A 23,073-nucleotide genomic window follows, 5' to 3' on the forward strand; every position below is an offset into this window, starting at 1 on the left:
CCATGCGCAAGTGCGCCGCCGAAGGAGGTCGGCGGCGCACGGAAATAGAAGCTTTCGGGAGAGAACCATGCTTGGCAGACGCGAACTTTTGCAGTTGGGGTTGTTGTTCGGAGGGGCGGCAACGCTTTTGCAATCGCCGCTGCGCTCGGCCTTGGCGGATAGCGCGACGATGCGCCTCTTCTGGTTCGGTTCGCCCGCACGCGCCGAGCGCACCCTGAGTGTTGCCAGGTTGTTCGAGGCCGCAAATCCCGGTGTGAAGATCAATGGCGAGGTTGGCGGCAACGACTACTGGTCGAAGCTGACGACGATGCTGGCCGGCGGCAATGCGCCCGACATTTTCCAGCTCGCGCCGAGCCGTTTTGCCGACTATGCGCGCCGCAACACCATGCTTCCTCTCGGCGATTACCTGGGAAGCACGATCCGCACCGACAAATTGATGTCCGGCGTCCTCGATCTCGGGGCGGTCGACGGCAAGGTCGTCGGCATGCCGCTGTCGTTGAATGCGTTTGCTCTGATTTACGACAGTGTCGCCTTCGAAAAGGCCGCGATTGCACCGCCCGGCCCGACCACCACCTGGGACGGTTTTGCCAGACTCTGCGTCGACATCACCAAGGCGATCGGCCGGAAGAATGTCTGGGCGGTCGGCAACGGCGCGCGCTACAGCTATGCCTTCGAGGCGTTTCTCGTTCAACGCGGCAAGCGACTGTACGGCGAGGATGGCCGGATCGGCTTCGACGCCACCGATGCCAGCGACTGGTACGGCTATTGGGAGAGCCTGGCGAAGAACGGCGGCTGCGTGTCGGCCGAGGTCCAGGCCATGGACAAGCTGCAGATCGATTCCAATCCGCTTTCCACCGGTCATGCGGTGATGGCGATTGCCTTTTCTAACCAGTTGCTCGGCTATCAGGCGCTCGCCAAGAACAGGTTGGGCATCACCTCGCTACCGATCGCCGATGCGGCAGGACCTTCCGGCCTGTTCTACAAGGCAAGCCTGCATTTCGGGATTGCCAGCACCTCAAGGCAGCCGGAACTTGCAGCCCGGTTCATCGATTTCTTCATCAATGACCTGGCGGCAGGGAAAATTCTCGGGGTGGAACGCGGCGTGCCAATCAACCTTGACGTCCGGGAGGCAGTGGCGCCTCTCGTCGATGACGTCTCGAAACGATCGGTGGACTACATTTCCTCGATAGCGGGAAGGGTGGGTGCCTTTCCGCCCCAGGTTCCGATCGGGGCCTCCGAGATGGAGGAACGCGTGTTCCGGCCGATCGCCGACCAGGTCGCCTTCGGCCAGTTGACTGTTGCTGCAGCCGGCGAGGAACTGGTCGCGCAGGCAAACCGCATTCTCAGGAGCTAACGTTTCCCAAACGCTCGCCCTGGGCACCACAGCATACGCCGCCCTAGACAGGAATAGCCCATGACAGATGGCATATACCCCGACAGCCTGTTCCATCCATGGTCGGGCAATGAACTGCGCACGCGCGCCGATGTCGAGCGCGCGCTGAAATCGCTCTGCGACCCGGCCGAGCCCTACCGATCGCCAGGTGGCGCGCGGTTGCGGTTCGACGCGACCGCTGCGCATTTCGATCAGGCGGCAGCCGATCTTGAGGGCTTCTCGCGGTTGTTGTGGGGGTTGGTGCCGGCTGAGGTCGGCGGCGCCACATGGATCGACTGGACGCCGATCGCGCGCGGCCTTGCGTCCGGCACGGATCCGCACCATCGCGAATACTGGGGTCAGCCCACGGATCGCAACCAGCGCCTTGTCGAACTCGCGGCCATCGGATTTGCGTTGCGTCTCGTGCCGGACAAGCTCTGGGCTCCCCTGGGGCCAGATGCGCGCCAGAATGTCGTCGCCTATCTGAAGGCCGGGCATGCCTGCCGGTTTTCCGAGAACAACTGGAAGTTCTTCCGGATTCTCATCGGCCTGGGGCTGGATTCCGTCGGCGCCGATCACGATCGGGCCTTGGACCAGGCCTATATCGACGAGCTCGAAACGTTCTATCTCGGCGATGGCTGGTACAGCGATGGCGACGCGCGCCGTGCCGACCACTACATCCCCTTCGCCTTTCACTTCTATGGGCTCATTCTTGCCGCGCTCGACGGTAGCACCTACACGCAGCCATATCGCGAGCGAGCGCGTCTCGCCGCCGGCGATATGACGCGATGGTTTGCCGATGACGGCGCCGCCTTGGCGTTCGGTCGGTCGATGACTTATCGGTTTGCGATCGCCGGTTTCTTCGGTGCTTTGGCATTTTCCGGCGAGGAGGCGCTGCCCTGGGGGCAACTCAAGGGCTTCTACCTGCGCAATCTGCGCTGGTGGGCCAGGCAACCGATGGCGTCGAGGGACGGTATCCTGCCGGTTGGCTACGCCTACCCGAACCTTTTGATGTGCGAGACCTACAATTCGCCGCAGTCGCCCTATTGGGCCTTGAAGGCGTTTCTGCCGCTGGCCTTACCGGAGCAACACCCCTTCTGGAGCGCTGTGGAGGCGGTTTGTCCACCGCGCGACGACGTCGCCGCACACCGACACACGGGCATGATCATCAAGAATCCGCCCGGCAATGCCATCGCGCTTTGCAGCGGCCAGCAGACGGGACCGCAAAACACCTGGGCACGGTTCGGCGCCGAGAAATACAGCAAGTTCGTCTATTCCGCCCGTTACGGCTTCAGCGTGGAAAGCGACCCCAATCGCTTTGCAGATGCGGTCCTGGATGGCATGCTGGGTTTCAGCAGCGACGGTCTCCAGTTTCAGGTCCGACAGGCAAATGAGGAGGTGTTGATCGCCGACGACGTCCTCTACGCGCGCTGGCGGCCCAATGACGACATCCTGGTCGAAACCTGGCTCTACTGGCATGAGGAATTCCATGTCCGCGCCCATCGCGTGAGAACCGAACGAGCCGTTACCGCGAAGGAGGGGGGCTTTGCGATCGCCAGACACGACAGGCTTGCCGAGGCACTGGAAAGTGAACCTGGCAAGGCGGTCGTGGCGACCCCGCGAGACCTCTCGGCGATCGTCGATTGCGGCTCGTCGGTCGCTCGCGTCGGCAAGGCGCATATCGCTCAGCCGAACACCAACCTGATTGCCGCAAAGACGCTTGTGCCGCAGCTGGTGGCCGAGCTTTCTCCTGGAGAGAGCACGCTTTTTTCCGCCGTTCTGGTGAGCGCCGATCCGGTCGCCGGCCGCAGCGCGCTGACGCGCTTGCCGCGGACCCCCGACCTGCCGGCGCTCGAGGCGCTGATCAGCGCTAAGGGCCGGCCGGTCTCGCTCATGAACAGAAACACGAGTGCCTGACCGCCTGTCGATGCCGGCCAATTTTGAAAGTTGAGGACAAGAACTGATGGATATTCGCCAAGCTATACATTTCGAACAGGCCGAAACGCTCGACACAGAGGGGCTGCGCCGCCATTTTCTCATCGAAGATCTCTTCGTTGCCGGCGAGATGCGCGCCGCCTACAGCCATTATGATCGCCTGGTTCTTCTCGGCATCCGGCCGGAAGGCACGCCGCTTGCCTTCAGCGCTGCGCTAGCAAAATCCGCCGGCGTCGCCGATTTTCTCGAGCGGCGGGAACTGGCCGTCGTCAACCTTGGTGGCGGTGCGGCGAGAATATCTGTCGATGCCTTGGATCATGTCATTGCGCCGTTCGAGGCGCTCTATATCGGCAAAGGGGCGAAGGGCGTAGCCTTTGCCGCCGTGGACGAGGCATCGCCTCCAAAACTCTATGGCGTCTCAGCTCCTGCGCATGCCAGCCATCCCACCCGCAAGATCACCCAGGATGAAGCTTCACCACAGGCGCTCGGAACGAGTGAGGCCGCCAACAAGCGCACCATCTACAAATATGTCCATGACGGCCTGTTGCCGACCTGCCAGCTCATGCTCGGCATCACACGGTTCGAGCCGGGAAGCGTCTGGAACACCATGCCTGCGCACCTTCACGATCGGCGCATGGAAGCTTATCTCTATTTCGACATGCCGGAAGATCGTATGGTCGTCCATCTCATGGGTCGGCCCGAGGCGACGCGCCACCTGATCGTTCGCAACGAGCAGGTGGTCATCTCGCCCCCGTGGTCGATCCACAGCGGCAGCGGCACGGGTTCCTATGCCTTCGTCTGGGCGATGGCGGGGGATAACCAGTCTTTCGCCGACATGGACTTTGTGCCGATGGGGACCCTGCGATGAGCGAGATTGCGGACCTGTTCGATCTTACCGGCAAGTGGGCGCTGGTCACCGGCGCCCGCGGAGGACTGGGGCAGGCGATGGCTCGGGCGCTGGCGATGGCGGGGGCCGACATCGTCGGCCTTGGATCCACGCCGATGCCGGAAACGGGTCAGCTGATAGAGGCAAGCGGACGCCGTTTCCTCGGTGTCCAGGCGGATCTTTCGCAACCCAACGACTTTCGCGCCCTCGTCGCCCAGATGGAAGAGCTGGCCGGGCCTATCGATATCCTGGTCAACAATGCCGGAATCATCAGGCGTGCCGATGTGCTCGACTACACAGAGGCGGATTGGGACGTGGTGACGAATGTCAACGAAAAGAACCTGTTCTTTCTGAGCCAAGCTGTCGCGCGCGGCATGGTTTCGCGCCGGTTCGGCCGCATCATCAACATCGCGTCGCTGCTTTCCTTCCAGGGCGGGATCCGTGTCCCTGCCTACACCGCCTCGAAGCACGCGGTGGCCGGACTGACGAAGCTGATGGCCAACGAACTGGCTGCATCCGGTGTCACCGTCAACGCCATTGCGCCGGGCTACATGGAAACCGACAACACCGCAGCACTGCGGGCGGACCCGGATCGCCAGAGACAGATCCTCGAACGTATTCCGATGGGGCGGTGGGGTGTTCCTGACGATCTGGCGACTGCCGTTCTGTTCCTGGCCACTCCTCGTGCCTCCTATGTGACCGGAGCGATCATTCCTGTGGATGGAGGATGGCTCGCCCGATGAGCCGTTTACGTCAGCCGTCGTCATCACGGGTGCCGGACAAAGCACCCCGATCGACCAGTTTGGTTCGAGGCACGGCGTCAATCGAGACCGAGGCTTTGTTCAAGCGGACCAAACCTGCTTCTTCATTGTGCTGACGAACGCAGTCCCTAGGAGTCGTTCTGGGCCTTCGGGAGTGTAGTCCCGATGCGATTTTCTTGGGCCTTTCTCAAGGTGCCGTTGGTCGCAATGGCCGACTAGCTCAATTGGCAATCATGGTTTGCTGCCGTGGAGTCTCGATTGGGGAGAAGCCGAACCGCTTTTTGTAGCAGGTGGCAAAATACTGGCTCGAGGAGAAACCGCAGTCAAAAGCGACGTTGGTGACGGACTGTTGGCCACTTTCAAGCAATTGGCGCGCCGCGTTTAGCCGCAGCATCTGCAGAAAGCGCACAGGCGTCATGTTGGTCAGGACCAGGCAATGCTGAGTGAATTGGGTGCGCGACAGATTGCATTCGATAGCCATGTTCTCCAGCGTCCAGTCTTCGTCCAGCGCGTGCTTCAAGCGCTTGAGGAAAATCTCTACCGTGCGCTTGGAGCTTGCAAGTGCCAGGTCCAGCACCGGCGCCTGGCTTTCCAGCATTTGGCGGAACTGGAGCAGCATCATCGAGATCAGCAGACGCAGGCGTGCTTCGCCGCCATGGATGTCTTGGCTCGCAACCACCTCGTGGATCTCCATGAAGGTGCGAGCGACTTCGCGCGAGGCGAGATAGGAGATCTGCTCGTTCTTGGACAAAAGCTCGCTCAGCCGTTTGCGGTCTCGTTCCGGCCAGCCGATCCAGTCCGGCCAAAGCCAGGTTTCGTGCGGGCGACGCACGCCCATGTCCATCAACACCCAGACGATATGGCTTGCGCCGATATTGGGATCGCCGAGCGCATGCAACTGCCAAGGCCGGACCACGAACATCTGGCCCTCGCTGAGCGTGGTCTTGCGTCCGTCCATCGTAATGGTCAGCGAGCCGCGTGCGAGGTAAGCGATCTTGACGCCTTCGTTGCAATGTTCGCGTAGGCCCCAGTCCTGCGGGTTCGTTGCGTCCCACCCACCGACGGAACAGACTTGGGGAAGGGCCTGACCGAGGTCGATGCCCGGATAGCCGCGTCGCGTCCATGCGTTGAGCGAGACCTGTCCAGCAATTGACGCCTTCATCAGGTCCTGGCAGTTCCCGGCATAAAGCAGGGCACCCGGCTCACGGAAAACCGCCGGCCGTCCAACGGCTCGCTCATTGTTGATTTTGCTCATCGCTCTCCCCATCGATGTTCAAAATTTACCAGTCCGCTATTTCGAACGCAGACGCTCCTTTATTGCGCAATGCTGCGTCATCATCAAGCGACAAACGGAGGCGCTTTGTGATTTGCCGTTGTAACTCAACGGCATGGAGGACAATCAGGGAGGATTTGCCGGTGCGGATAGGCTTCCACACGGATGCGTTCAACTCGGCCTATTGGTCGTTCGAAAAATGCTTGCAGTGGGCGAGCGACAACGACGTGCACTTCATCGAGTGTGGTCTGATAGACGGCGTGAGCTGGATTCACGGTCTCGGCTACCAACCACATGTCGCGCTTTACGAGGACCCCGCATTGCTGCGCCAAAAGATGGACCGCTACGGCGTGCGGTTCTCTCAGGTCGATGCGGCTTATCCGCTTTCCGGTGAAGACGGCCCGTTGCGTGGTGTGCCCTACGTGCTGAAATCGATTGCCTGGGCCGCGCAGGCCGGCAGCCCCTGCGTTGACACCACCGACGGGCTTCATTTGCCGCCGGGGCTGAGCGAAGAAGAATCGATGGCGTTGATGAAGCGCAGCTACGAGCAGATCATCGAGGTCGCGCAAGCGCACGAAATCATCGTCAATATCGAACCCCACGGACATTTCACCACCCGACCTGAGTTCATGGAGCGCATGCTTGCCTTCGTCGATTCCCGATGGCTGCGCATGAACATGGACACCGGCAACACCTTCATCGCTGGTCAGGAGCCGACGGAGTTCCTGCCGCTCTTCATCGACAAGGTCAGCCACGTTCACATCAAGGATGTTTCGCAAACGCTGGCCGCGGCGGTTCGTGGTGGGCAGACAGGCATCGCGGTCAGCCATTGCGCGCTCGGCGACGGTGTCAACGCCGACAACATCAAGACGTGCCTCGCGATGTTGCGCGACCATGGCTACGATGGTGTGCTCAGCCTCGAATGCGAAGGTACCGCGGGCCCCATGATCGAGAAATCCCTGGCCTGGATCCGCGCGACCTGCCGCGACCTCGGCATCAAGCTGCACTGAGCGCACCATGAACCTCGGCATCAACCTTCTCTGCCTTACCGACTTCGTGGAGGATCGGCACTTGGCCAGCATCGGGCGGCTTCGCGACCTCGGCTATGACGGGGTCGAGGTCCCGGTCCTTAAAGGCGCTGTCGACCACTACGAACGCCTCGGCAAGGAACTGGACACACTGGGCATCGGTCGGTCGACTACGTCGATCGTTCCCACGCCGGACGCCAACCCCGTCAGTTGCGACCCGGATGTTCGGGGGCGCGGCCTTGCCCACCTCGACTGGGCGCTGGATTGCGCCATCGCGCTTGGAGCCGAAAGCATGGGAGGGCCATTCCATGCGCCGATCGGGTTCTTCACCGGGGCAGGCGCCAGCGAGGATGAACTCAAATACGGTGCCGACGCGCACCGTGCATTGGCGGAGCGGGCTGCGGCAAACGGAATGCATCTGAGCCTCGAGCCGCTCAATCGTTTCGAGACCTATTACTTGAACACCATGGAGCAGGCCCGCTCCTATGTGGACCGGGTTGGACATCCCGCCTTCAAGATCATGTACGACACCTTTCATGCCAACGTCGAAGAGCGTCGCCCGGAGGCGGCCATTCGCCTGATCGGCAGCGATATCGGCGTCTTTCACGTTTCGGAGAACGACCGTGGCATCCCGGGACGAGGGCACATAGACTTCGCCGCGATGTTCAGGACTTTGAAGGAGATCGGTTATGACGGCTGGCTGACCCTTGAGGCGTTCGGCGCCGGGCTTCCGGCGATCGCGACGGCCACCCGCGTCTGGAGACCGCTGTTTCCTGATTTCGAGACGCTTTTTTCTGAAAGCGCGACGTTCATTCGCAAGACATGGGCACAAGCATGAACACTCCCTCTCCTGTAATCGAGATGCGCGCCATCACCAAGAGTTTCCCCGGCGTCAAAGCACTGAAAGGCGTGAGCTTCGCCGCTTATCCGGGCGAGGTGCACGCACTGGCCGGCGAGAACGGCGCCGGTAAGTCGACGCTGATGAAAATCCTCTCCGGCGTCTACCGGCTGGACGATGGCGCCGTTGTCGTGGGCGGCGAGGAGCGACATTTCACCCATCCGCTCGAGGCAATCCGAGCCGGCATCGCGGTTATCTACCAGGAATTTTCGCTGCTGCCCGAGCGCACCGTGGCGCAGAACATCTTTCTCGGCCGCGAACCGACGCGGTTCGGCCTCGTCGACCACCGGGCGATGAATAGGGAGGCGCGACGTGTGCTCTCGCTGTTCGGTTCGGCGCATCGGATCGAAGCCGACACGGTTGTCGCCGACCTTGATGTCGCAAGCCAGCAACTGGTCGAGATCGCCAAGGCGGTTTCGCTCGATGTTCGCGTTATCGTCATGGATGAACCGACCGCCGCCCTCAACGAGACGGAATGCGAGGTGCTGTTTAGCCTCGTCGACACGCTGAAGAAGAGGGATGTGGCGATTATCTACATCACGCACCGCATGCGCGAGATCACACGGCTTGCCGACCGCGTGACGGTACTCAAGGACGGCGAAACGGCCGTGAGCTTCGATGAAGTGCCGGAGCCCGATGCGATCGTCCGCGCCATGGTCGGCCGGGATATCGGTGATTTCTACGCAGCGCCGGCGACGCCACAGGAAATCGGCGACATCGTGCTCTCCGTGCGCCATGGCGGCAACGACCGATTGAGGAATATCTCCTTCGACCTTCGCGCCGGCGAGGTCGTCGGTATTGCCGGATTGCAGGGGGCAGAACGCGTTGCGCTCGCCAAGGCGATTTTCGGCATTTCACCCTTCACAGAGGGGGAGGTGATGCTTGCCGGCAAGTCGGCGAGATTCAACCACCCGCGCGACGCCATCAGAGCAGGTATCGGCCTACTGCCGGGCGATCGCAAGGCCGAAGGGCTGGTGCTGATGCAGTCGGTTACGGACAATGGCATGCTGACCGCAAGGGCGCTTTCTGCTCTCGCGGGCAGGGCCGATGCGACCGCCTTCGCGACCACGGAGGAAATGGATGGACTGCTGCAGGACCTTGACGTTCGCGCTGGCAGCTTTTCCCAGGAGATCAAGGCCCTCTCCGGCGGAAACCAGCAAAAGGCAATTGTCGCGCGTTGGCTGGCGCTGGCGCCGCGCCTGCTGATCTTCATCGAGCCGACGCGCGGCATCGATGTCAACGCCAAGGCGGGCATCTACCACCTCATGCGCGATCTCGCCCGCAAGGGTACGGCGATCATGATGATCTCGTCCGACCTGCCCGAGGTGCTCGGCGCTGCCGACCGCATCCTCGTCATGCGCGGCGGCGAACTGGTGGCAGCGTTCCCGCGCGGCGTGTCTGAGGCCGATGTGATGCTTGCCGCAACCGGCGAAGAGGCGGTGGCGGCATGAGCACGGCGACACTCATCAAACGCCTACCGTCGCGCATCGAGCGCTATTCACCGGCCCTGCTGCTCGCGGCAGCACTTCTGATCTACGTCGCGATTGCGCTCAGCCTCGGCTTGACGCGGTTCCTGACACCGGAAGCGGCGATCTCCATCCTCAACCGCTCCATTGCGCTCGGCATGACCGCGGTCGGCCAGACCTTCGCTATTCTCGTCGGTTCGATAGACCTCTCGGTAGCCCACCTCATTTCCGCGTCGGCGGTGGTTTCGTCGGCGATCATGAACGGCGATCCGGCAATGATGGCGCCAGCCGTCGTCGTGGTGCTGCTTATGGGCGCGCTGGTCGGCACGTTGAACGGGCTGATGATCACCAGGCTCGAGGTCAATCCGCTGATCGCGACGCTGGGCATGGCGCTCATCATTCAGGGTTGCCTTGCATCCTTCCACGGCAAGTTCGGCGGATCGGTCCCGGATGCGTTCCAGTTCTTCGCCTATGGCACGGTGCTGGGGCTGCCGTTCAGTCTCATGGTGTTGGCGGTTGTGGTTGTTGCAGCCTGGGTCGTGCTGCGGTTCACCCGCTTCGGCTCCAACGTCTATTCGGTTGGCGGCAACCGCGACACCGCGCGTGCAGCGGGCATCAAGACGAACCGCGTGGTGATTGCAAGCCATATCCTTTGCAGCCTCTGTGCATCGCTGTCCGGCCTCTATCTCGCAAGCCGCCTCAAATCCGGCTCGCCCTGGCTCGGCACGGAGGGGGCCTACGATCTGGAATCGATCGCCGTCGTCGTCATCGGCGGGACGATCCTCTCCGGCGGAAAGGGCGGAATCTGGGGCACGGTCGCAGGCGTCGTCATCTTCTCTCTGATCGACTCCATCTTCAATCTTGCCGGCGTCGACGCCTTTGCCAAGCAGGTCATGCGCGGCATCATCATCGTCGCTGCCGTCGCCTTCTACGCCGTGCGTTCGAAGAGGATCGTGGCATGAGCCAGCAGACTGTCAGTTCCCAACAGGCGCCTGGCGCACCCCGAAGCGGCCGCCTGCCGAAGATCAACCCCGTCTTCTTCGTGCTTGCAGCGCTGCTCGTCGCCATCACGCTATCGAACCCGAATTTCGTCGAGCCCACGGGCTACATGAACTTCCTGAAGCGCGCCGCGCCGCTGGCGATCCTCGCTGCCGGCCAGATCTATGTCATCGTGTCGGGTGGTTTCGACCTCTCGGTCGGCTCGCTGATCACACTGACGGTGGTCGGTTCCTCGATGCTGCTCAACAACAACGCCGACGCGACCTGGTGGGTGATCCCGATCATGTATGCCGTCGGGCTCGCAGTAGGTGTCGTCAACGGCCTCGTCGTCAGCTTTCTGAGGGTCCCCTCGCTGATTGCCACACTCGGCATGATGATCACGCTCAACGGTGCAGCCTTCATGTGGTCGAGCGGTTCACCGCGCGGCTATTTACCGGAAACGTTCCGCTTCTTCGGGCGCGTCAACATCCAGGGCATTCCGCTCATCCAGTTCCTGCCAGTGGCGCTGCTGGTAATGCTTGCGGCCGGTTCATACCTGTTCTGGCTCATGCATCGCACCAATCTCGGACGCATGCTGCACGCGATCGGCGACAACCCGCGTGCGGCGCAGATGTCGGGCGTTCCGATCGAGCGGGTTCGTATCACCGCCTTCGTCGTGTCGTCGCTGAGCGCGGTGACGGCCGGCATCCTGCTCGGCGGTTTTGCCGGTGTCTCGACCGATGTCGGCGTCGGCTACGAGTTGCAGGCAATCACGGCTTGCGTCATCGGCGGTGCGCAGCTTCTGGGCGGGCGCGGCTCGGTGCCTGCCTCGATTGCCGGCGCGTTGACGCTGACTGCCATCTTCACGCTGCTCAACTTCATCGGCTTACCGAAACCGGTGCGCGACGTCGTCCAGGGCGTGATCCTGATCGTTGCCGTCGTGCTTGCCACCTATCGGCGCAACCGCGCTGGCGGGACCTGAGTTTCGTCGGCCGCAAGGCCGTCGGGAGGAACTGAAAATCATGATCAAATGGGAGTGAGACATGAAAAGACTGCTGACCGCCGCCCTTTCGGCGGCCCTCATCGCCAGCACCGCGCAGGCGCAAAAGCTGAATTTTGACGATCCTGCCGAATTCGCCAGGCAGCGCGAACTCTTGACTGCCAAGGCCAACGGTCCGAACGGGGAGCCATGGGCGCAATATTACGGTGACCAGATGGCCGACACCGCAAAGTTCAGGAAGGAAGGCCCCTACACGATCTGCTTCTCCAATGCCGGGGTCAACAATGCCTGGCGTGTGACGGGCTGGACGAATATGCAGGCCGAGGTGAAGCTCCATCCCGAAATCAAGGAACTTATTCATGTCGATGCGGAAGGCTCTGACGACAAACAGATTTCTGACATCGACGATCTTATCGACGGCGGCAAGTGCTCTGCGCTGATCGTGTCGCCGAACACCACTGCAGCGCTGACTCCGGCAGTCGAAAAGGCCTGCGCCAAGCTGCCCGTCATCGTCTTCGACCGTGGCGTCAACACGAAGTGCCCGGTGACCTTCATCCATCCGGTCGGCGGGTATGGCTTTGGCATCCAGGCTGGCGAGTTCGTGGCGGCCAATGCGCCCACCGGCGCCAACGTGCTGATGCTGCGCATCGTGCCGGGTGTCGACGTTCTGGAAACCCGTGCATCCGCCGCCAAGCACATCTTCAAGGAAAAGGGGCTGAACGTCATCGGCGAAGAGTTCACCGAGGGCGACAACGCCAAGACCAAATCAATTGTCGAGGACTATCTTCAGCGCGGCAAGATCGACGCGGTCTGGATGGATGCCGGCGCGACCGCCGTTGCAGCGCTGGAGGCCTTCGAAGATTCCGGCCTGCCTCTGCCTGTTATCACCGGGGAGGACCAGCAGGACTTCCTGATGAAATGGAAGGCTGAAGGCTTCAAGGCGATTGCACCGACCTACCCGACCTATCAGTGGCGCACGCCCATTATTGCGGCCGTGAAGGTGCTGAAAGGCGAACAGGTCCCCGGACCGGAATGGGTGATGCCGCAGCCGGCGATCACCGCCGAGACGCTCGACCAGTATGTCAACGATAAGATGCCGCCGCTTCACCACGCCATGTGCGGCTGCGAGAAGCTGCCCGACTATCCAGCCGCATGGGGTGGCCAGTAAAGAAAAGAGGGGGCTGCGCGATAGCGCGGCCCCCAATTGGGCGCGGGCACTTTAACACAAGTCGATTTGGCCGCGGTTCCGATGAAGCCCGTGGTGGCGACCGACGCAAACGCCACATCCGTCAGGGCGACCAATCCCGCCAGAAGCATAACTCCGCTCAGCACTAAGCGAACTGACGCCGGCGGGCCGGTCGGATCGCCACCTGCATTGCGCGGCATGGTGGCGTGAGAAGCCATGGTTTCGTTGCTGCTCCTCTGTTTGTTTGCCGCTCCTCCGACCAGCGGAGAGTGCTGGGAAAGAAAGTCCGAATACGCTGCGGGGGGCAATCAGTCGATTGCGCAGCCGTGAGATCTGCTGGACGCACAGAATGCGTCAGTGAACTTTGCCCCTATAGACCGCGTGACACCAATGGCGCTACAGCCGTTCATTTCGGCGAAGGACGTGACTGATGACGAAGGCTATTCCGATAAGCAAAAGGACCGCTCCTGCGAACCCGAACCCGAACGAGCCATAGCGGTAGCCGGATGCTGCGACGAGGAACCCGATAATGATACTAGCGATGCCAATTAATTTCATCTTCATCAAGTTGAATTTGCCATATCCAGCCATTTAGTGTCCCCAAGTTTAATAGTATACCTGTGCGGAATGAGAAAATTATTCTTGGTGGTGCTCTTCACTACAGCGCAGTGACGCGTGTTCAACGAAAGCGGTGGCTGCGCCGCGTTAAAGGGATCGTCCTCTTCTGTAGTCGCATACTAAAAATGCCCAGATTAAGCACAATGATAAGATTTAACGCTCGATTTTGCTAGTGTAAAATGATCGATTGGTGACTTCCGCGTGCATCGGCCACAGTCACCCTCGTGCCTATTTTGCGAGAGTGTTGCCATCCGCGCCAGAAACTCGCCTTGAACAGGAATTCTCAAATGGTGGGCTGAAAAGGGCTATGCCGTGTCCTGTGGCAAGAAGCCGCCTTATTTGTTGGCAACCATCTTCGGCGCGTCTTGGATTGCGCAACTTGCCTGCTCGTAGGACCTGGTTTGCTTCAGAATGTGGGTGGCAAGGACGTCTCGGACATTGCAATTAGCGAGATGATGGCCACGCCATGAGAGAGCTAAGCAAGATTTAGGTTTCTTGCCCGATTCTCCTGCAGACTTTCTCAAAGTCTCCCGGTAGCTGCGGAACGGGCGTCAGGGACTGTCGATACTCTGCGAACATCAGAGGCAGAGATGTCCTCCGGCGGTCGGCCTTACTTCAATGGTCAATACTTCCGCGAGGCCGGCGTCACGGCCGCCTCAGAAGCATCGAGATACCCTGTCCGACGCCGATACACATGGTCGCAACCGCGCGCTTCGCGCCTTGGGCTTCAAGCTCCAGTGCGGCCGTAAGCGCCAGGCGCGCACCCGACATGCCCAGCGGATGGCCGAGTGCGATGGCGCCGCCATTCGGATTGACGTTGGACGCGTCGTCGGCAAGCCCCAATTGCCGCATGCAGGCGAGAGCCTGCGCCGCGAAAGCCTCGTTGAGCTCGACGATGTCGATGTCGCCGATGCAAAGGCCGAGACGTTCAAGCAGCTTTCGGGTGGAATTGACGGGGCCGATGCCCATGATGCGTGGCGCAACACCCGCCGTTGCCATGCCGTCGATCCGGGCGAGGGGCTCAAGACCGTAGCGTTCGACAGCGCGATCGGAGGCGAGCACGAGTGCCGCCGCCCCGTCATTGACGCCGGACGCATTGCCGGCGGTTACCGTGCCATTGGCGCGAAAGGGCGTCGGCAGGCTGGCAAGCTTTTCGAGGGTCGTCTCACGTAGGTGTTCGTCCTGTTCGACGTACGTCGTGTCGCCCTTTCGCCCCCTGATCGGATAGGGAGCGATTTCGCGGGCGAACCGCCCGTTCTTTTGCGCGGTCGCTGCGCGCGCCTGGCTGCGCAACGCAAAGGCGTCCTGATCTTCACGCGCGATCGAAAACTCTGTCGCGACGTTTTCGGCCGTGTCCGGCATGGGGTCTATGCCGTATCGCTCTTTCATCAGCGGATTGACGAAGCGCCATCCGATGGTCGTGTCGTGGATCTCGGTGCTGCGTTGAAACGGGCTTTCGGCCTTCGGGATGACGAAGGGCGCGCGTGACATGCTCTCCACACCGCCGGCGATAACAACCTCCGCCTCGCCCAGCCGGATGGCGCGTGCGCCGTAGCCAACGGCATCGAGGCCCGAACCGCAAAGCCTGTTGATCGTCGTTCCCGCCACCGTATCCGGCAGCCCGGCAAGCAAGGCCGCCATGCGGGCGACGTTGCGATTGTCCTCTCCCGCCTGGTTGGCGCAACCGAAGACAACCTCGTCGATCGCGTCGGCCGGAACACTTGCAAAACGTGCCAGCGCTTCGCGGATCACGTGGGCGGCGAGATCATCGGCTCGCACGCTCGACAGCGCGCCGCCATAGCGACCGATCGGCGTGCGAACGCCGCCGATGAGAAAGGCTTCACGCATGGGGCTCGCCCTTGTTTTGCTCTGCGGCGAACATCGGCCCGCCTCTGTGTGCTGGAAATCCGTAGCCGTTGATCATCACTACGTCGATGTCGCCGGGACGCGCCGCGATGCCGTCGGTAAGCAGTGCCGTTCCTTCATCGACCATCGCCTTCAAGAGCCGGCTCATGATCTCCGCGGGGGTGAAAATGCGCGGCGCAATGTTCTTGGCCGCCCGCGCCGCCTCGATCACCGCGGTCACCTCGGGATCAATGGTCCGCTTGCCATCGGGATAGGCATACCAGCCGCGACCGATCTTGTGGCCAAGGCGACCCGCCTCACAAAGCCGGTCGGCGATTTCGACGTAACGTGCGGCAGGGTCCCGCGTCGCCGCCTGGCGCTTGCGGCGTGCCCAGGCAATTTCCAGCCCGGCCATGTCGTTGACGGCGAAGATGCCCATCGGAAAGCCATAGGCTTCGAGCGCGGCATCGATCTCCTGGGGCAGCGCGCCGTCCTCCAGCATGAATTCCGCCTCGCGGCGATAGGCCGAGAAGATGCGGTTGCCGATGAAGCCTTCGGTGACGCCGCAGACCACCGGCAGCTTGCCGAGGCGTTTGACGAAAGCGAGGGCGCTGGCTAGGACCTCTGGTGCTGTCTTGACGCAGTCGACGACTTCAACCAGTCGCATGACATTGGCCGGCGAGAAGAAATGGAGCCCGACCACGCGTGACGGATCTGCCGTCGCGGCGGCAATCGCATCGGGATTTAAGTAACTCGTATTGGTAGCAAGAATGGCGTCGGCTCTGACGATGCCGTCAAGCTTGCGAAACAGGTCGGTCTTGACCGTGAGGTCGTCAAAGACTGCTTCGATGACAAGGTCGGCCTTCACAAGTTCCTCGGCCTCGGCGGTCGTCTGCAATCGGGCGAGGCATTCCGCGCGTCCGTCCGCGGTGAACCGAGCGGAGCGTACGGATTTGTCCAGGGTCTCGGCGATGCGTGCCCTGCCGCCGGCTGCCGCTTCTGGGCTCTGTTCCAGCGCGATGACGCTGTGGCCGGACGTCAGGGCGGCGACGGCGATGCCAGATCCCATGAGCCCGGTGCCGACCACGGCGACGGTCTCGATCCTGCGCGACGAGGCTTTGTCGAGGCCCTCGACCTTACCCGCGGCGCGCTCGGCGAAGAAGACGTGCCGCAGGGCAGCGGACTCGCTGGAATCGCGCAAACGCAGGAAGGTGGCGCGTTCGGCGGCCAATCCTCTTCTGAGGTCGAGTTCGCCGGCTGCCTTGACGAGGCGAATGGCCTCCGCGGGGGCGGACTGGCCGCGTGCTCGCGCTAGCACTTTCGCTTCAGCGGCGCTGACTGTCGTTGGGTCCGTGGAAGGAACGCCGATCATGCCAGTCCGGCGCAGCGGTTTTCCGCTAGCTTCGTGCACCAGCGCGATGGCGGCGCCAACGGGAGCGGTGGCGACACCATCGGCAAGCCCAAGCGTGACGGCTTCGGCCGCCTTGACAGGACGCCCCGTGCCGACGAGCTCGATCGCTGCGACCAAGCCAACCAAGCGCGGCAGACGCTGCGTCCCGCCGGCACCCGGCACGATCCCGAGTTTCACCTCGGGCAGCCCGAACGATGCCTTTTCGCCGGCGATGCGGCCGTGGCAAGCGAGAGCCACTTCGCAGCCTCCGCCAAGGGCGGCGCCGTTGACTGCAGCGACAACAGGCTTTTCGAACGTCTCGATGCGCTCGATCACATCGGGAAGCATAGGTTCGACCGGCGGCTTGCCGAACTCCTTGATATCGGCTCCGCCTATGAACGTGCTGCCGGCACCCGTCAGGACGATGCCCGTTGCCGCGTCAAGAGAGGCAGTATGATCGAGTGCCGCCATCAAGCCGGAGCGCACATCTGCGGACAGGGCGTTGACAGGCGGGTTGTCGATGACGACGACGAAAACACCGTCTCGAAGGCGAGCGGAGATGCTCTTTGAAAATGGGATGTCTGCCATGTCGGCAAACCTCAATCGGGGACGACGGCGGTGACCTGGATCTCGATCTTGGCGCGGTCTTCTACCAATGAGACCACCTGCATCGCCGCCATGGCAGGGAAATGCCGACCGATGATGTCGCGGTAGGCCTGGCCGATGCCGCGCAGGTTGCCGACATATTCCTGCTTGTCGGTGAAATACCACGTCATCGTGGTAATATGCTCCGGCCCGGCGCCTCCGGCCGCGAGCACCGCTACGACATTCTTCAGCGTCTGGCGCACCTGCTCCACGAAATCGTCGGTTTCGAACTCGGATTGTGCATTCCAACCGATCTGGCCGCCGACAAAAACCGTGCGGCCTCTGGCAGCGACGCCGTTGGCGTAACCGATCGGCTTTGCCCAACCTTCAGGTTGCAGGATGGTGTGCATGTGTCGTCTCCAGATGTTGTGACAACGCGGCGCGGATGCAATCCGGCCAGGCTAATGAAGCGTGAGCGCCGAACGACGCCCTTGAATCTTGCGCATTCGGCACCCCTCGCTATCGTCTCGTGCCCTTCATCAGCTCGCGGCCGATGATGAGCTTTTGAACTTCGGTCGCGCCCTCGTAGATGCGCAAAGCGCGGATCTCGCGATAGAGCCGCTCGGTGATCTCGCCAACGCGCACGCCACGACCGCCGAAGAGCTGCAGGGCCTGGTCGATGACCCATTGCGCATTCTCGGTCGCCGTCATCTTGGCCATTGCGGCCTCGCGTGTCGTCGGCCGCTTCTGCACGTCGCGCTGCCACGCAGTGCGGCAGGTCAGAAGGGCTGCGGCGTCGATTGCGGTCGCCATCTCGCCGAGCGTGCTTTGCGCCGTCGGCAGATCGGCAAGGGTCGCGCCGAACATCCTGCGGCTCTTTGCGTGCGCCACCGCCTCGTCCAGTGCGCGGCGGGCAAAGCCGATGGCCGCCGCAGCGACGGACGGGCGGAAGATGTCGAGTGTGCGCATGGCGATCTTGAAGCCTTCGCCGGCACTGCCGAGAAGCTGCGACGCCGGGATACGGCATGTGTCGAAACGCAGCCGGGCAAGCGGATGCGGCGCGATCGTCTCGATGCGCTCGGCAATCACTAAGCCCGGTGTGTCGGCGAACACCACGAAGGCTGAGATGCCGCGCGTACCGGGTGCCTCGCCGGTGCGGGCAAAGACGGTGTAGACGTCGGCGATGCCGCCGTTCGAGATAAAGGTCTTTTCGCCATCGAGCACGAAGTCCTCTCCGTCGCGCCGGGCAGCACAGGCCATTGCCGCGACATCCGATCCTGCATCGGGCTCGGAAAGCGCAAAGGCGGAGATCCATTCGCCGCTGGCGACCTTCGGCAGAATGGCCTGCTTCAGCGCCTGCGAACCGGAAAGGCTGATCGCGCCGGTGCCGAGCCCCTGCATGGCAAAGGCGAAGTCGGCAAGCCCGTCGGTGTAGGCAAGCGTTTCGCGGATAAGGCAGAGCGACCGGCTGTCGATTTCTTCGCTCGCCCCGCCGAACGCCTTCGGCACGCAATGGCGAAGCACGCCTGCAGCACCGAGGGCGCCGACCAGATGCCGGCAGGCGGCATCGACATTTGCGTTATCGATCTCGCCGAGGCCGCCGTTGGCGATGAACGCGTCCAACTCCGTGGCAAGCGCACGGTGGCCCTTCTCGAAGAACGGCCAGTCGAAATGGTCGCGGGTCGGCTGAAGTGGAGCCTTCTCCTGAAGGTCCATGGTCAGTTCCCCTTGAACTCGGGCTTGGCCTTGGCTGCAAAGGCCTCGAAGGCGCGGCGGAAGTCGCCGGTCGCCATGCAGATCGCCTGGGCTTGTGCTTCCGCTTCGATCAACTGGTCGATGCCCATCGCCCATTCCTGATCGAGCATCTTCTTTGTCATCGCGTGGGCAAACCACGGGCCGTCGGCAATGCCGCGTGCGAATTTCTGAGCTTCGGAAAGCAACACCGAGCGCTCGTGCAGCGCGTTATAGAAGCCCCAGGCATGCCCTTCCGTTGCGGTCATCGCCCGACCAGTGAAAAGCAATTCCGCGGCGCGACCCTGGCCGATGATGCGGGGAAGAATTCCGCAGGCGCCCATGTCTGCTCCGGCGAGCCCGACGCGCGTGAACAGAAATGCCGTTTTCGCTTCCGGCGTCGCCACGCGGAAGTCGGAAGCCATCGCCAGGATCGCGCCGGCGCCGGCGCAGATACCGTCGACCGCTGATACGACCGGCTGAGGGCAAGCGCGGATCTGGCGCACCAGTTCGCCGGTCATTCGAGTGAAATCGATGAGGTCGGGCATCGACATGCGCGTCAGCGGCTCGATGATCTCGAAGACGTCGCCGCCGGAGGAAAAGTTGTCATTGGCGCCGGTCAGGACAACGGCGCGCACGTCGCTTGCCCGGCCGAGTGCCCGGAAGAGATCGACAAGCTCTTCGTAGCTCTCGAAGGTCAGCGGATTCTTCTTCTCCGGACGGTTGAGGGTGATCGTGGCGACCCGGCCGTCGGCATCTGTTTCGAACAGGAAGTGCTGGGCCTTGTGATCCCTAAAGGGGCGCTTCTTGGCCTGCATCGGGTTTGTCATCTCTATCCTCCAAGAACTTCGCCACCGGCGACTGCGATGGCCTGGCCCGTGATCGCGCTCGCCTTCTCCGACACGAGCCATGAGACGGTGTCGGCCACCTCGTCAGGCGTCACCAGGCGCCCTTGCGGATTGGCCCGCGCCAGGCTTGCACGCGCTTCCTCACGCGAACGGCCGGTCTTCTCGCTGATTGTATCGAGCGCGCCCTCAATCAGCGGGGTGTCGGTGAACCCGGGGCAGACTGCATTGATCGTGACGTCGGTGCGCGCAAGCTCGAGTGCCAGCGCGCGCGTCAGGCCGATGACGCCGTGCTTCGAGGCGCAATAGGCGGAGACATAGGAGTAACCGGTGAGACCCGCCGTGCTCGCGACGTTGACAATCCGGCCGTTTCCGGCCCGGCGCACGGAGGAAAGCGCTGCCTGCGTCACCAGAAAAACCCCGGTCAGGTTGGTTGTGAGCACCCGTTGCCAGAGCGACAGATCGGTTTTCTCGAATGGCGCCGAAGGCGCTTCGCCGGCGCAGTTGACGAGAACCGCAATCTCTCCGCTCTTGGCAATTGCAACCGAAATGCCTTGCTCGACCGCCACCGGGTCGGTCACGTCGAAGCCGCCAAGCACATGGGCGTGGCCGCCAGACGACAGAATTTCGTCTCGCACGGCATTAAGCGGTGCTGCGCGGCGGCCGGCAAGGCTGACAATGTGGCCATCGGCTGCGAGCGCGAGCGCGATTGCCTTGCCGATGCCGCTTCCGGCCCCTGTTACGAGCGCGTGCCTGCGGTTCATGGTTTGCCTGCCGTCGTTGCCGCGCGCGCCAGGTTGTTCACATATTGCGCGCGGGCGGAGTTGTACTGCTTCGGCCAGGGCTCGCCATCGTAACCGATCTTCGCTGCCTCGTGCAGGACGAAGGAAGGATCCGCCAGGTGTGGGCGGGCGATCGCGCAGAGGTCGGCGCGGCCGGCGGCGATGATCGAATTGGCGTGATCCGCTTCGGAAATCGCCCCGACGGCGATGGTCGGCACCTGGATCTCGTTGCGGATCTTGTCGGAAAAGGGGGTCTGGAACAGCCGGCCGTAGACAGGCTGTTCTTCCTTGACCACCTGGCCGGAGGAGCAGTCGATCATGTCGGCGCCGGCCTCCTTGAACAGGCGGGCAAAGACGGCCGCGTCGTCCGGCGTATTGCCGCCCTCGTGCCAGTCGTGCGTCGACAGACGCACCGACATCGGTCGATCCTCGGGCCAGATCTTGCGAACTGCGTGGAATACTTCGAGCGGGAAGCGGGCGCGGGCCGCGTGGTCGCCCCCATAGTCGTCCGTGCGAAGGTTGGTGAGCGGTGACAGGAAACTTGAAAGCAGGTAGCCGTGCGCCACGTGCAGCTCGAGGATGTCAAAGCCAAGGTCCCGGGCCCGCTCGGTGGCCTGTATGAAGTCGGCAACGACGCGGTCCATATCCGCACGGGTCATCTCGCGCGGCGTGTCCGAATGCTTGAGGTAGGGCAGGGCGGATGCCGAAATGAGTGGCCAGGCGCCTTCGTTCAAAGGTTGGTCGATCCCCTCCCAGGCGAGCTTGGTCGCGCCCTTGCGTCCGGCGTGTCCGAGCTGGATGCCGATCTTGGCTTGGGTCTGCTGGTGCACGAAGTCGACGATGCGCTTGTAAGCCAGCGTCTGTTCGGCGTTCCACAGGCCCAGGCACCCCGGCGTGATGCGGGCGTCGGGCGATACGCAGGTCATTTCCGGGAAAACGAGTGCGGCGCCGCCCATGGCGCGTGCGCCCAGATGCACCAGATGAAAGTCGTTCGGCACGCCATCGGTCGCTGAATACATCGCCATCGGCGAGACCACGATGCGGTTCCTGAGCGTCAGGCCACGCAGCTTGAACGGCGTGAACATCGGTGGCGGGACGGCTCCGCTTGCCGCAGGCGCGACACCGGCGCGTTCGGCAAACCAGCGCTCGAAGCCTTCGAGCCAGTCCTTGTCTCGCAGGCGGAGGTTTTCGTGGCTGATGCGCTGCGAGCGGGTCAACATCGAATACATGAACTGCTCGGGCTCCAGCGTATCGGCATAACGCGTGCCGACGACCTCGAACCATTCCATGGCATTGCGGGCGGCATTCTGGATGCGGGCGACATCAACCCGGCGGATCTCTTCGTAAGCCTGGAGCACGTCGGGGATGCTGGCCTTGTCGTGGCCGAACGTATCGAACTGGCGGGTCAGCTCGATGGCGTCGTCGATCGCGAGCTTGGTGCCCGACCCGATGGCGAAATGCGCGGTATGGGCGCTGTCGCCCATTAGGACGACGTGGCTATTGCCGTTGAAGTGGCTCCACTTCTCGCAGATCAACCGGCCGAAATTCAGCCAGGCCGAGCCGCGCATATGGCGCGCATTGGTCATCAGCTTATGACCATCGAGCGTCTCGGCAAAAAGTTTTTCGCAAAACGCGATCGACTGGTCCTGATCCATCTGGTCGAGGCCATGGGCGCGGAAAACATCGTCGGTGGTCTCGACGATGAAGGTCGAGGTGTCGTCGTCGAAACGGTAGATATGCGCTTGGAACCAGCCGTGTTCGGTGCGCTGGAAGTCGAAGGTGAAGGCATCGAAGCGCTTGTTGGTGCCGAGCCAGACATAGCGGTTGGGACGGATGACCATGTCCGGCTGGAAGACATCGGAGTATCTGTTGCGAATTCGGGAGTTGACGCCATCGGAAGCGATGATGAGGTCGGCATCGGCAAATTGCTCGTCGCTTTCCACGTCCTGCTCGAACACGAGTTCGACACCGAGTTCGAGGCAGCGCTCCTGGAGGATGTTGAGCATCTTCTTGCGGCCGATGCCGACGAAGCCGTGGCCCGTCGTCCTGATCTTGCGGCCCTTGAAGACCAGCTCGATATCGTCCCAATGGTTGAAGGAAACCTCGATGGCCTCAGCCGTTTCCGGATCCCACTTTCGCATCGACTGCATCGTGGCGTCCGAGAAGACCACCCCCCAACCGAAGGTATCGAAGGCGCGGTTGCGCTCGACGACCGTTACCTGGTGCTCCGGGTGCTGGCGCTTCATCAGCAACGCAAAATAGAGGCCGGCTGGCCCGCCACCGATACAGACGATCCGCATGTCGTTCTCCTCCCGAGCTCCGGCCGCGCGCGTCGCCGCCCTGATGCCGTTGGCGGTCATCCGGAACTGCTTGAGGCAAGGGTGGACTCATTCACAATAAATTTCAAGCTTAAAATTGTTTTGCGCGAATGCACTTTCCGCAAGTGCGGATTTCGCGCACGGGCCATCAGCGGAGGTCCGCTTCTCAGGCGCCA

General features: G+C 62.3%; 18 protein-coding genes. 10 read left to right on the forward strand and 8 right to left on the reverse strand.

The window, feature by feature from the left end:
• The first annotated feature begins 67 nt into the window (after positions 1-67).
• From HT585_RS23490 to kduD, 4 genes are read left to right on the forward strand one after another with little or no spacing between them, the layout of a single operon-like run.
• Positions 68-1,354, forward strand: a complete 1,287-nt coding sequence (locus HT585_RS23490) for an ABC transporter substrate-binding protein (protein ID WP_176355217.1) — start codon at positions 68-70, stop codon at positions 1,352-1,354.
• A gap of 60 nt (positions 1,355-1,414) precedes the next feature.
• Positions 1,415-3,289, forward strand: a complete 1,875-nt coding sequence (locus HT585_RS23495) for a DUF2264 domain-containing protein (protein WP_176355218.1) — start codon at positions 1,415-1,417, stop codon at positions 3,287-3,289.
• Between the two features lie 46 nt (positions 3,290-3,335).
• Positions 3,336-4,175: a 5-dehydro-4-deoxy-D-glucuronate isomerase gene (kduI, locus tag HT585_RS23500; RefSeq protein WP_176355219.1), complete on the forward strand. Its 840-nt coding sequence runs from the start codon at positions 3,336-3,338 to the stop codon at positions 4,173-4,175.
• Entirely contained in the window at positions 4,172-4,936 is a 765-nt protein-coding gene (gene kduD / locus HT585_RS23505; protein WP_176355220.1) for a 2-dehydro-3-deoxy-D-gluconate 5-dehydrogenase KduD, read from the forward strand. The genes kduI and kduD overlap by 4 nt, the downstream gene beginning before the upstream one ends.
• 238 nt (positions 4,937-5,174) lie before the next feature.
• Here kduD and HT585_RS23510 read toward each other — a convergent pair whose 3' ends face one another.
• Positions 5,175-6,209, reverse strand: coding sequence for an AraC family transcriptional regulator (locus tag HT585_RS23510; RefSeq protein ID WP_176355221.1), 1,035 nt, complete (start codon positions 6,207-6,209; stop codon positions 5,175-5,177).
• 161 nt (positions 6,210-6,370) lie between these two features.
• Here HT585_RS23510 and HT585_RS23515 point away from each other — a divergent pair, with 161 nt between their 5' ends.
• The 6 genes from HT585_RS23515 to HT585_RS23540 all read left to right on the forward strand — a co-directional run bounded on the left by HT585_RS23515 (position 6,371) and on the right by HT585_RS23540 (position 12,765).
• Positions 6,371-7,237: a TIM barrel protein gene (locus HT585_RS23515; protein ID WP_176355222.1), complete on the forward strand. Its 867-nt coding sequence runs from the start codon at positions 6,371-6,373 to the stop codon at positions 7,235-7,237.
• Positions 7,238-7,244: 7 nt separating this feature from the next.
• Positions 7,245-8,093 carry a sugar phosphate isomerase/epimerase family protein gene (locus HT585_RS23520; protein ID WP_176355223.1) on the forward strand — a complete coding sequence of 283 codons (849 nt, stop codon included), beginning with the start codon at positions 7,245-7,247 and terminating at the stop codon, positions 8,091-8,093.
• Entirely contained in the window at positions 8,090-9,604 is a 1,515-nt protein-coding gene (locus HT585_RS23525) for a sugar ABC transporter ATP-binding protein (protein ID WP_176355224.1), read from the forward strand. Before HT585_RS23520 ends, HT585_RS23525 begins: the two co-directional genes overlap by 4 nt.
• Positions 9,601-10,581, forward strand: a complete 981-nt coding sequence (locus HT585_RS23530; protein ID WP_176355225.1) for an ABC transporter permease — start codon at positions 9,601-9,603, stop codon at positions 10,579-10,581. Before HT585_RS23525 ends, HT585_RS23530 begins: the two co-directional genes overlap by 4 nt.
• Positions 10,578-11,579 carry an ABC transporter permease gene (locus HT585_RS23535; protein ID WP_176355226.1) on the forward strand — a complete coding sequence of 334 codons (1,002 nt, stop codon included), beginning with the start codon at positions 10,578-10,580 and terminating at the stop codon, positions 11,577-11,579. Before HT585_RS23530 ends, HT585_RS23535 begins: the two co-directional genes overlap by 4 nt.
• A 61-nt stretch (positions 11,580-11,640) precedes the next feature.
• Entirely contained in the window at positions 11,641-12,765 is a 1,125-nt protein-coding gene (locus HT585_RS23540; RefSeq protein ID WP_176355227.1) for an ABC transporter substrate-binding protein, read from the forward strand.
• A 1,281-nt stretch (positions 12,766-14,046) separates the two neighbouring features.
• Here the strand turns inward: HT585_RS23540 and pcaF are convergent.
• From pcaF to HT585_RS23575, 7 genes are all read right to left on the reverse strand, one after another.
• Positions 14,047-15,249 carry a 3-oxoadipyl-CoA thiolase gene (gene pcaF, locus HT585_RS23545; protein WP_176355228.1) on the reverse strand — a complete coding sequence of 401 codons (1,203 nt, stop codon included), beginning with the start codon at positions 15,247-15,249 and terminating at the stop codon, positions 14,047-14,049.
• Positions 15,242-17,224 (reverse strand): 3-hydroxyacyl-CoA dehydrogenase NAD-binding domain-containing protein, encoded by a 1,983-nt coding sequence (locus HT585_RS23550; protein WP_176355229.1) that lies wholly within the window; start codon positions 17,222-17,224, stop codon positions 15,242-15,244. The genes pcaF and HT585_RS23550 overlap by 8 nt, the downstream gene beginning before the upstream one ends.
• A gap of 11 nt (positions 17,225-17,235) precedes the next feature.
• The gene (locus HT585_RS23555) at positions 17,236-17,631 is read right to left on the reverse strand and encodes a RidA family protein (protein WP_176355230.1); all 396 of its coding nucleotides are present in this window, start codon (positions 17,629-17,631) and stop codon (positions 17,236-17,238) included.
• Between the two features lie 109 nt (positions 17,632-17,740).
• Positions 17,741-18,937, reverse strand: a complete 1,197-nt coding sequence (locus HT585_RS23560) for an acyl-CoA dehydrogenase family protein (RefSeq protein WP_176355231.1) — start codon at positions 18,935-18,937, stop codon at positions 17,741-17,743.
• A 2-nt stretch (positions 18,938-18,939) separates the two neighbouring features.
• Positions 18,940-19,782, reverse strand: coding sequence for an enoyl-CoA hydratase family protein (locus HT585_RS23565; RefSeq protein WP_176355232.1), 843 nt, complete (start codon positions 19,780-19,782; stop codon positions 18,940-18,942).
• 2 nt (positions 19,783-19,784) lie between these two features.
• The gene (locus HT585_RS23570; protein WP_176355233.1) at positions 19,785-20,561 is read right to left on the reverse strand and encodes an SDR family NAD(P)-dependent oxidoreductase; all 777 of its coding nucleotides are present in this window, start codon (positions 20,559-20,561) and stop codon (positions 19,785-19,787) included.
• Positions 20,558-22,879 carry a bifunctional salicylyl-CoA 5-hydroxylase/oxidoreductase gene (locus HT585_RS23575; protein WP_176355234.1) on the reverse strand — a complete coding sequence of 774 codons (2,322 nt, stop codon included), beginning with the start codon at positions 22,877-22,879 and terminating at the stop codon, positions 20,558-20,560. The genes HT585_RS23570 and HT585_RS23575 overlap by 4 nt, the downstream gene beginning before the upstream one ends.
• Positions 22,880-23,073: the final 194 nt, after the last annotated feature.

The organism is Ensifer oleiphilus (genome assembly GCF_013371465.1).
Taxonomy (GTDB): Bacteria; Pseudomonadota; Alphaproteobacteria; order Rhizobiales; family Rhizobiaceae; genus Ensifer; species Ensifer oleiphilus.